Here is a 10,674-nt window from a genome sequence, read left to right as displayed (position 1 = left end):
GTTATGATGGACGGATGATTGAAGTCGGTCCGGCAGCGAGGGTCATGGTTGATTACCACCAAGGCAACAACCCCGTCCTCAAGGAGCTGGTCAATAAGTATGCCGGCATCGCTCAGATCACCCCAAGTGACCTTAACTCCGTCCTTGGTCGTCACCTAAGCCGCGCGCTCCAGGCTGCGATCATCGCTGATTTTCTTCTTGACGAAACCGAACGCCTCGACCCAGGCGGCCCAACCATGGCCGACCTCACTATTCCTCGATCTGGAGAGGGGGTCGGGGTTACAGAAGCCTCCCGCGGCGGACTGCTCCACTACATCAAAATCGAAGATTACAAGATTGCCAAATACGAATGCGTCGTCCCCACCACCTGGAACGCCTCCCCTCGAGACGACAAAGGCCAACCAGGGGCCATGGAATCGGCTCTTATTGGCACTGCGATTGAAACTCCGGATGAACAAATCGAGTCAGTCCGGATTGTCCACTCTTTTGATCCCTGCATCGCCTGCGCAGTCCACTAAAGACTGTAGACACAGGTCCACCACGACACTTCAAGGAACGATCAATGATAAACAGACGGGACTTTCTCAAACTTGCCGCAGCATTAAGCGCCTCATTTGGCATCAGCGGAATGCCGGGACCAGTGTTGGCCGCCCTCAACAAAATCGATCCGGCCAAAGTACCCAAGATTATCTATCTCCAGGGGCTGTCCTGTACCGGCTGCTCAATCTCCCTGCTTCAAGCGGAATCACCCTCCCCCCTGGCCATGATTACCGAATACTCGCAACTTGCCTTCCATGCCGATCTTTCTGCCATCTCCGGCAAAAAGGCCATGGACCTGGTGGAGAAATACATCTCCGGTCAAGCCGGCGAGTACTTTCTGGCCGTAGAAGGCGCCATCCCCGAGAAGATGCCGGAAGCCTGCATGATTGGAGAGAAAACCTTTGCCGAACATCTTGAAGCAGCCGCCAAAACCATGAGCGGCGCGATTGCCATCGGCGCCTGCGCCTGCGACGGTGGCATCCCGGCAGCGGAGGGCAACGTCACCGGCGCCATCGGACTTAAGGAGTTTTACGAAAAGCGAAATATCAATAAGCTCGTGGTCAATATCCGTGGCTGTTCAGTCCACCCGGACTGGGTATGGCACACCATCATTCATCTGGTCAAAATCGGGGTCCCGGAACTGATCAACGATTCCCCCAAGCTCTTTTTTAGTCGTAAAGTGCATGACCTTTGTCCGCGCTACCATGACTTCCAACAGGAAATTTTTGCCAAGAAACTTGGCGACAAGGGGTGCTTATTCAAACTTGGCTGTCTTGGTCCCGACACCAACGCCGATTGCCCAACCCGCTGGTGGAATGGTGGTCGCACATGGTGCATCGACAGCAACGCGCCATGTATCGGCTGCGCTTCACCTAACTTTGCACGGCAGAAAGATATCCCCTTCTACCGGTTGACCGAATCTCAAAAAATCATCACCTAAGGTAAGGAAAAATCGCTATGAAGTTGAAGACCTTCTCGCAATATTCTGTCAGCCATCGAATCATGATCTTCATCAACGCCGTTCTGGTCGTGGTCCTTATCGGTGGGACGATCCTGCTCAATGCCTATGTCAAAGACAAAATGAAGGCGACCTATATTGATTCCGTGCACACCCTGTTTACCTCGTTCCAGGAGGGGGTAAAAGGATCCCTCGAACGGGGGCAGATGAAAAATTTCAAGACACTCCTGATGCAACAGCATGAAATCAAGGGAATTCTCGACGCCTCGCTTTATGATCGTAACGGAAAAATCAACCTATCGTCATCCGACGCCATCGAAAAAGACACCACTCTACCTGAAGAGATCCAACTATCCCTCAATGAGAAAAAAACCTTTGAGGAAATCAACAGCAAAACCATTCGGATTGTCAGCCCTCAAGTTGTTATTACTGACTGTGTCCGCTGCCATCTGACGTGGCGAGTAGGTGAAATCGGCGGCAGCCTCTCCCTGACCTACGACTTAAGCCCTTTGACCTCGACCATCAACCGCCTCCAATGGATGCTTGCCATCGGCAGCCTGCTCCTGCTCTTCATTACCAGTGGATGTATCTATACCTTCATGCTTCGCACCGTAACCAAACCGATAACCCACATCATCGACGGATTGACAGCCAGCGCCACCATGCTTTCCGAAGTCGCAAGTCAAGCAGCTGCATCCAGTCAGTCAATGGCCGAACGAGCCTCCCAGCAAGCAGCCTCCCTTGAAGAGACCAGCGCCTCTATTGAGGAAATTTCGGCAATGACTCTCCAGAACGCCGACAACTCAGGCTCAGCCAATGTCCTGATGAGCGACACCAGAAAGGTCATGACCGATGCCAACCAGGCGATGGACCAGCTGTCTCAGGCCATGCAGGGAATCGCTCAAGCCAATAACGAAACTTCAAAAATCATCAAGACTATTGACGAAATTGCCTTTCAGACCAACCTGCTGGCCTTAAACGCTGCCGTTGAAGCAGCTCGGGCAGGAGAGGTGGGGGCAGGATTTGCCGTAGTTGCCAATGAAGTCCGGAGCCTGGCCATGCGAGCGGCAGAGTCGGCCAGAAATACCGCACAGTTACTGGAAGGGACTAGCGCAAAAGTCAACAACGGCGTGCAACTGGTTCAATTAACAGACAAATCATTCAAACAAGCCGTCGAACAGGCCGAAAAAACGAGCAGTATTCTGCAGGAAATAACCACCGCATCCAAAGAGCAGTCCCTCGGAATCCGCCAGGTCTCAACGGCAGTGCAGGAACTTGATGATGCGACCCAACAAAACGCAGCTGATGCCGACAAAGATTCCCACCTAGCTGCCAACATGGAACAACAGTCACAACATCTCAACGATTATATTCAGAAACTGGCCAGTCTCATTAGCGGTGAAAATCATCCCCAGTCGTAATTATCCGTGGTAAAATCGATAAATGATTCAACCACCGAGCTGCACAGAGTAAAAGACCAAATTAAACTAATAAAGGAGACAAAATCATGAGCATGGTGCAAGAGTTCAAGACCTTTGCAATGCGAGGCAATGTTGTTGACATGGCTGTCGGTATCATCATTGGTGGCGCCTTCGGCAAAATCGTATCATCCGTTGTGGCGGATGTTGTCATGCCTCCGATAGGGATCCTCATTGGTGGGGTTGACTTCACGAGTCTTGCGCTCACCCTTAAAGAAGCGGCGGGTGAGACTGCGGCTGTCACCCTGAATTACGGCAATTTCGTTCAAACTGTTTTTGATTTCCTTATCGTCGCCTTTGCCATCTTCATGATGATCAAAGGGATGAATACATTAAAGAAAAAAGAGGAAGCGGCTCCCGCAGCACCTCCAGCGCCATCAGCAGAGGAAAAACTGCTCACCGAAATCCGGGACTTACTCCGTCAGAAATAATTCTTCTCCCACGTTGCAAGTGCGAAAAAGACCAGTGAATCCTCCCCTTTTCGCACCACAAATTGCACGACGGCATCTTTTTGGGCGGGGCCTACGCCGTTAAGCCGTTGTCAAGACATCCCCTGACCATGCACGACCACCGAATCGGCACAAGAGCAGCGAAGAGAGCCTACCGTTACCCCCCCTTATTTCGTGGCAGTTCCGAACACATCCTTCTCCTCCCTGCAACCAAGAGATAACCACTTCTTATGATTTCCACCCCAGACCCCATCCGAAAATATGCAGAGAGCGCTGATGCTGGAAATTGGCCATCCTGCATTCTCGTTGTTGAGGATGACCCCAATCTCTTAAATCTCATGAGCGATACCCTCTCCATCCTTGGCATTACCCCAACCCTCGCTAAAGACGGCAAAGAAGCTATAGAAATACTTAAGTCTAACGTCTTTCCGCTAGTATTCACCGACATGAACATGCCATACATCAATGGCATGCAACTGATTGCCCATATCAAGCAGCATTATCCTGGGACAGATGTTGTGGCCATGACCGCGTATGCTCATAACTATGGTCTTATTGATGTAATTAAGGCTGGCGCCACCGATTATATGACCAAGCCTTTTCAGTTAGAAGAACTCAAAGCAAAAATCACCAAGATCACCAGAGACAGAGCCTTGCTGCAAATTCTTCAGCAAGAAATTACCAAACGACATCATTCCGAAATAGACCTGAGCCAACAGAAGAACACCCTCCTGGATCAGGTCCAATGCCAGAAGGAAGAACTCGTAGAAACAAATACCGCTCTTCGGATCATCCTGCGCCAACGCGACATAGAAAAAAACGCCTTTGCTCATTCCCTGACGACTCGTTTTCTTAAAGAAATTGCGCCCTATCTTGACAAGCTGCACCACTCCCGGCTCCATGAAGTTCAACAGCATTATCTCGACATCATCACGATGAACTTGGAAGATATCTTCACCCCCTCCACTCAAAGCAGGGCCTTCAAGCATAAGCCTTTTACCGAGATGGAGACCAAGGTCATCAATCTCATGAAGCAACAGAAATCATCCAAAGATATCGCCGCGATCCTGCAGGTGTCTCCAGGCACGATTCGTACTCATCGAGAAAATATCAGAAAAAAATTACAGATAACAAACACTAAGAAAAATCTTTATAAAACCATTATTTCCATCCTATAGTGCAGAGAATCTTCCCTACAATCCCTCCCCACAATGCGTAATTGCATATCATGGCAATCTCTTTTTAACCTGAATCCGAAACACAAAAAAATACCCATATGTAGCACCGAATTATCGACTTTATCAGCATCCCGCCTGCTCATGCTCACCCTCCAGAAATGACTGACACTGGCAGATAGAAGAACGTTATCTCGATTGGTTACAAAATTTTCCACCTATCAAGTCAACTGTCACCTCTTTTACGAGACCGATTAAGGTAAAGTGGCCCCAACGGACTGTTCACAACGAGAAAACAACTCGAACGTACCAAAAAAGATCGAAAGCGCTTCCCGCAGCTGGATCGACAACAATGTCACAATCATCAGTAACTCGCTTGAACAAATTATCGAGATGAAGACACTTGACTTACCTGTTTATAGACTGGTAAGATTCTAGCATAAGAGAATAATTACAGTTTCGAAAAAGTCGGTCTGCCGCGCTACGGCCCTTTTTTCTAGCTATCCCGTTAGTTTTTTTTGCGTGAGTACTAAAAGATAGGGTAATCGTTCACCAGAAGCGTTGAACGTGCGGATTTCACCAGACTGTAAACGTTCACCGGGTGCCCCAGATGCGCGAAAGCGGTCTGCGAAGTGTGCTAGTTGCACATGAGCAGGCCGCTAACAAAGCAGATGGGGTGCCCGGTGAACGTTTACAAGATAGGCAACAGCACCCGCCACGGGGGAAACAATGCAACTACTCCGAAAATTGTTCAGAGGAAAGCATCTCGTGTTATCTGCATTGTTGCTGGCTACGCTCTTAATCGTCTTTCTTATGCGTATGGATTTGCGGGTCCATATCCTCTCTTTTCTCGGCTGGCTGGAAGAACAGGGGGTATGGGCCCCGCTGATCTTTATCCTGATTGATGCCGTTGTTGTGGTCTTACTGCTGCCTGGCCTGCTCCTGACCCTTGGGGCTGGCTTTATGTTTGGTGTTTTCCAAGGCGGGCTTTATGTAGTTATCGGCACAACCCTTGGATCACTCCTCGCATTTCTCATTGCCCAACAACTCACTGGCACCAAATATGCCCAATATTTTCTCAATGATCAGCGGCTGCAACTATTAGGAGACGCCTTTAAACGAAGAGAATGGGGTACTATTCTGATGACCCGCCTGATCCCTTTTTTTCCGTTTAAACTGTCCAATTATTTTTTTGGGCTTACCGGCTGCACGGTCATTGATTTCCTCATCGGAACCTTTTTGGGAATTATGCCAATCTCTTTTTGCAATGCCTACATCGGTTCCCTTGCCGCCGACCTTACCATGCTCGGCACACAGAGAGTGGAACGATCACCAGTCGTGTGGGCTCTCTATGGATTAGGCCTGACAATACTCATTACCGTAGTCATCATTGCGACACGCAAGGCTCAGAAAGTTTTCCGCACAATCATGCAAGCGAATGCAAACACGAAATCGAACCCTGCCCCACAGCGTAACTGAGCCGTCATCAAGAAATAACCTGGCCCTTCACAATAGCCGACTCGGCAGCAGCCGAAATAGGACAACCGGCATTGGACAAGTTATTTCGTGACGGCTCCTAAACAGAGAGGGTTGTTCACATGGTATGGATGAAATGGCTTCCCTGGAGATTTGGCGTACGGTATCTCGCACGAGCCCACGGTTTTATTGACCCAATTGCCTTACTGGCCCGCTTGCACCACTTTGCTCAGCCCTCGGAAGTTACAGAACCCATCGAACTTCTGCGCGCCGGAGTGGTCATGCATAGCCGTGGCCTTATTAACAGCCGGGTCATTCAGCACAATCTTGATTGGCTGTGGCCATACTGGGTTGAAAAGCAGTACAACCCGAGAAGCAAATCGTTCATTCCTCGGGCCTTCTCAATTACCCATATCAACCTAACCCATCGAAACTGGACAGCCATTGGAGTCCCGGACTTCGATGAACTTCCTATTGTCGACCCTCGTGGCCTACTCACTCCTTTCTGGGACAGCTGGTCCATTGACAGCTGGCTGATAACCGACAACAAGCGACAGATCCTTCCCTCCCGCTCGAATAGCGCCACTCAGTCCCTGGAATTATCACCGGATGTTGCCGTGATAACCACAATAGTCCAAGACGATCTAATCCTGGAACTCAAGTCCTCTGTAGTACCTGACCAAGGCTGCCCCCATAGCCAAATAGAGATCTCGGCTCAAGCTGACACCTCTGGCTGGATTGCGGTCGCACTTCGTCCTTACAACCCTGAAGGGATCAGCTTTGTCCACAAAATCACCCTTTCTCCCGACCGCAAGGCATGGACCGTTGATGGCAACCCATGCGTCTCTTTCAGCGATTCTGTCGAACGTCATCACCTCTCCACCTACCGGGGAGGAGACGTTCGCATCCATCTCCATGACACCAGGGAGAAGAACGATGAGTTCTGTAATATCGGTCTGTTAACCGCGGCAGCGCTCTTTAGAATAGAAGCAGGTCAGTCTCGAAAAGTCACTGTGCGAATACGACTCGACCAGGATGAAAGAATCAAAAACAGTCCTCCTGTTTCCTGGCAGGAGAGTCTCGCCAACCATTGCACCATCAAGATCCCGTGCCAACATTTTCAGCGCCTCTATGAAATTGCACTGCGAACCATTGTCCTGCACTCTCCCAAAGAGGTCTACCCCGGACCGTTTACCTACAAGCGGTTCTGGTTTCGCGACGCGGCCTTTATTATCTACAGCTTACTTGTCAGCGGCCTTATCGACCGTGCCGAACGAGCCATCGATCAATTTGCCGATCGGCAGACCACCAGGGGATATTTTCTCTCCCAGGAGGGGGAGTGGGATTCCAATGGCGAAGCGCTCTGGACCATGCGTCGCTTCTGCGAGATTACCGGTTTACCTCCCAAGCCAAACTGGCTGCAGACTATCCGCCATGGCGGCGAATGGATTATTAACAAACGATTACCCGACACATTGGATTATTTGCATGCCGGGCTCTTGCCTGCCGGATTCAGCGCCGAACATCTAGGGCCTAATGACTTTTACTACTGGGATGATTTCTGGGGAATTGCCGGTCTTGAGGCAGCTGCTACGCTGATGAAAATGGCTGGAGACTCCTCCGCCGCAGAGCGTTTCACCAAAGAGGCAAGACGTTTCCGGGATGCGGTTGAACGCAGTCTCAATAAAGTCGCTACCCGCTTGGAACAGGAAATCGTTCCCGCCTCCCCCTACCGTCGCCTGGACTCCGGCGCCATTGGTTCGTTGGTCTGCGGATATCCGCTGCAGCTCGGTCCTACAGATGATGCACGGCTGTTGAACACCGTGGATTTCCTCCTTACCAATTGCTTGGTGGATGGCGGTTTTTTCCAGGACATGATCCATTCCGGAATCAATGCCTATCTAACCTTACACCTCGCCCAAGTCCTTCTTCGGGCCGAAGACCCCAGATTCTTCCCCTTGATCCGCACAGTTGCGGAGTTGGCATCACCTACCGGCCAATGGCCGGAAGCGATTCATCCTCGCACCAAGGGCGGCTGCATGGGAGATGGCCAGCACGCCTGGGCTGCGGCTGAATGGATCCTGATGATCAGAAATTGTTTTGTTCGAGAAGAAGGTAATACCCTTATTCTCGCAGCAGGAATCCCCATAGAGTGGCTGACAGCAGGAGCGAATCTATCCTTCGGACCGGCGCCAACCTCCTTTGGCGCCATCTCAATAACTCTTGCGGTCCCGGTCAATAATACCGAGGCGGATCAAGTGGTGATCCGCTGGCAAGGGAAATGGCATAACGACCAACCTGAAATTTCAGTCCGATTGCCAGGGTTCCGGTCTCAAGCTGTGGCTACCGATCACCAGACACTCACACTTATTAAGGATTGATAATCTAATAATGCTTAGGTTTGTGGTTAGTGGTTAGTGGTTAGTGGTTAGTGGTTTGTGATTTGTGATTTACGGTTACCAGTTTGCGGTTAGTGATTCGGTTAACCGTAAACTGGTAACTGAATCACCGTCAACCCAAAAGGATCTAACGTCATGAATATCCTGATGATGACCAACACCTTCACGCCCCATGTCGGCGGCGTGGCCCGTTCAATTGAATCGTTTACTGCGGCCTACCGCAGCAAAGGGCATCAGGTCATGGTTGTGGCCCCGACCTTTGAGAACATGCCTGCTGACGAGAACAACGTCATCCGTATCCCGGCAATCCAACGATTCAATGGCAGTGATTTTTCAGTAATCCTCCCCACCCCCGGTTTTCTCTCTGATGCCATCATCAACTTCCAGCCGGACATAGTGCATGTCCATCATCCTTTCCTGATCGGCGATACCGCCCTTCGCATTGCAAAACAGCATGAATTGCCGTTGGTCTTTACCCACCACACCATGTATGAACAGTACACCCATTACGTACCTGGCAATTCAACCGCCATGAAAAAATTCATCATCAAGCTGTCAACAAGCTACGCCAATCTCTGCAATCTGGTGTTCGCCCCAAGCGCAAGCATCGCGACCATCCTTCTCGACCGAGGAGTGGTTACTCCGATTGAAGTTGTCCCTACCGGTGTGAACCTTGAGCTGTATGAGCACGGCAATGGCATGGGTTTTCGGTCTGCGCTGGATATCCCTCTGACTTCCTTTGTGATCGGCCACCTAGGTCGACTTGCCCCGGAAAAAAACCTGGAATTTCTGACCATGGCGATTGCCGCCTATCTAACCACCGATCTCAATGCCAGATTTCTGGTAATCGGCAGCGGACCTTCAGAAAAGATTATCCGATCAATCTTCAAAGACAGAAATTTAGCCAACCGCCTACACATCGTCAGCAGACTGGACCACCCCCTGCTGGCCAGCGCCTACAAAGCAATGGATATCTTCGCCTTTGCCTCAAAAAGTGAAACCCAAGGCATGGTGTTGACTGAAGCCATGGCAGCCGGTGTGCCTGTCGTTGCCCTCAACGCCCCTGGAGTAAGAGAAGTGGTGCAAGACAACTTTAATGGCCTATTGTTGCCCACTGAAACTATCCATGATTTCAGCGCTGCCCTGCGTTCATTGGCGCTACTCCAGAAAGACGAGTTTTTACGGTTCAAAATCGCCGCCGAACTCACTGCCAGAAAATTTTCACTTGAAAATTCGGCCACCAAAGCCCTTGAACTGTATGAGTCCATCAGAAACGAAGAGTTCATCAACCGGCAGAAAGAGTACAGCGCCTGGCAAGCTATCACGGGGATGATCTCAGCCGAATGGTCCCTGGTAAAAAATCTCATTGAGGCGGCAGATGCGGCAATTCATGACGAAAAAACGTAACAAAAGGAAGATCAGAACCCATGATTTTTCGGGTTGAAATTTTCTTTCGCAGATTGGCAAGCCTCTTCAATCGCAGTGAACAGGCAATCAGGCTGCTGAGGCTCCCGCACTCTCGGGGGACAGCCACAGCACCGGGGGTAATCATGGTCCAAATCGATGGACTCTCTCTCTCCCAGTTTCAGCACGCCCTGAAAAAAAAGAAAATGCCTTTCATCCGAGAACTTATGCGCAAAGAGAGCTACCATCTCCATGTGCACTATTCCGGCCTGCCCTCCAGCACCCCAGCTGTCCAGGGAGAGCTGTTCTATGGTGTCCGGGGGGCAGTGCCGGCTTTTTCCTTCATCAATAAGAAAACAGGCAAAATATTTCGGATGTATGACCCTGATTCTGTAGCAGAGATCGAAAAGCTACTGAAGAAAAAAGGCACCCCGCTGCTCACCGGTGGCAGCGTCTACACCGGCATTTTCTCTGGAGGAGCAGAAGAATCACATTTCTGCCCCTCATCTTTGGGCTGGGGTAGTTTTATCCGTGCTGCCAACCCCTTGGTCCTGGCTTTCTTATTCATCACCAACATCGTAAGCTTTATCCGAGTGGCCTTGTTGATGGGGGTCGAGTTTCTCCTCGCTGTGCGTGACTGTGTCGTAGGACTCATCAATGGACACAATCTGATTAAAGAACTTACCTTTGTCCCGGCACGGGTAGGAATCTGCATTTTGCTCAGAGAGCTGATAACCATTGGCGTAAAAATCGACATCGCCCGTGGCCTACCGATTATCCACCTTAATTTTCTCG

9 protein-coding genes are annotated in these 10,674 nt (G+C 50.4%); all 9 read left to right on the top strand.

Annotation, left to right across the window (positions count from 1 at the left end):
• Nucleotides 1-518: nickel-dependent hydrogenase large subunit (locus FP815_13625; protein ID MBA3015964.1), on the top strand; the 518-nt coding region annotated here is incomplete at its 5' end.
• Nucleotides 519-562: 44 nt separating this feature from the next.
• The gene (locus tag FP815_13620) at nucleotides 563-1,480 is read left to right on the top strand and encodes a hydrogenase small subunit (GenBank protein MBA3015963.1); all 918 of its coding nucleotides are present in this window, start codon (nucleotides 563-565) and stop codon (nucleotides 1,478-1,480) included.
• A gap of 17 nt (nucleotides 1,481-1,497) precedes the next feature.
• On the top strand, nucleotides 1,498-2,919 hold the full coding sequence (locus FP815_13615; protein MBA3015962.1) for a methyl-accepting chemotaxis protein: 1,422 nt from the start codon (nucleotides 1,498-1,500) through the stop codon (nucleotides 2,917-2,919).
• An 86-nt stretch (nucleotides 2,920-3,005) separates the two neighbouring features.
• Nucleotides 3,006-3,407 carry a large-conductance mechanosensitive channel protein MscL gene (gene mscL / locus FP815_13610; GenBank protein MBA3015961.1) on the top strand — a complete coding sequence of 134 codons (402 nt, stop codon included), beginning with the start codon at nucleotides 3,006-3,008 and terminating at the stop codon, nucleotides 3,405-3,407.
• Nucleotides 3,408-3,655: 248 nt separating this feature from the next.
• Nucleotides 3,656-4,603, top strand: coding sequence for a response regulator (locus tag FP815_13605; protein ID MBA3015960.1), 948 nt, complete (start codon nucleotides 3,656-3,658; stop codon nucleotides 4,601-4,603).
• A 726-nt stretch (nucleotides 4,604-5,329) separates the two neighbouring features.
• Entirely contained in the window at nucleotides 5,330-6,079 is a 750-nt protein-coding gene (locus FP815_13600; GenBank protein ID MBA3015959.1) for a TVP38/TMEM64 family protein, read from the top strand.
• A gap of 119 nt (nucleotides 6,080-6,198) precedes the next feature.
• Nucleotides 6,199-8,457, top strand: a complete 2,259-nt coding sequence (locus tag FP815_13595; GenBank protein MBA3015958.1) for a hypothetical protein — start codon at nucleotides 6,199-6,201, stop codon at nucleotides 8,455-8,457.
• Nucleotides 8,458-8,610: 153 nt separating this feature from the next.
• Complete coding sequence (locus FP815_13590) at nucleotides 8,611-9,882, top strand: glycosyltransferase family 4 protein (GenBank protein MBA3015957.1); 1,272 nt, start codon at nucleotides 8,611-8,613, stop codon at nucleotides 9,880-9,882.
• Between the two features lie 20 nt (nucleotides 9,883-9,902).
• Nucleotides 9,903-10,674 (top strand): oxidoreductase (locus FP815_13585; GenBank protein MBA3015956.1); only part of this gene is annotated, 772 nt, incomplete at its 3' end.

The sequence above is a fragment of the Desulfobulbaceae bacterium genome, assembly GCA_013792005.1.
In the GTDB taxonomy this organism is placed as follows: Bacteria; Desulfobacterota; Desulfobulbia; order Desulfobulbales; family VMSU01; genus VMSU01.
This window is presented reverse-complemented; position numbering and strand designations above follow the sequence as displayed.

What these genes read in the sequence shown, in the direction of transcription:
- FP815_13620 (MBA3015963.1), top strand. Translation starts at nt 563, where the DNA reads ATGATAAACAGACGGGACTTTCTCAAACTTGCCGCAGCATTAAGCGCC.
- FP815_13615 (MBA3015962.1), top strand. Translation starts at nt 1,498, where the DNA reads ATGAAGTTGAAGACCTTCTCGCAATATTCTGTCAGCCATCGAATCATG.
- mscL (MBA3015961.1), top strand. Translation starts at nt 3,006, where the DNA reads ATGAGCATGGTGCAAGAGTTCAAGACCTTTGCAATGCGAGGCAATGTT.
- FP815_13605 (MBA3015960.1), top strand. Translation starts at nt 3,656, where the DNA reads ATGATTTCCACCCCAGACCCCATCCGAAAATATGCAGAGAGCGCTGAT.
- FP815_13600 (MBA3015959.1), top strand. Translation starts at nt 5,330, where the DNA reads ATGCAACTACTCCGAAAATTGTTCAGAGGAAAGCATCTCGTGTTATCT.
- FP815_13595 (MBA3015958.1), top strand. Translation starts at nt 6,199, where the DNA reads ATGGTATGGATGAAATGGCTTCCCTGGAGATTTGGCGTACGGTATCTC.
- FP815_13590 (MBA3015957.1), top strand. Translation starts at nt 8,611, where the DNA reads ATGAATATCCTGATGATGACCAACACCTTCACGCCCCATGTCGGCGGC.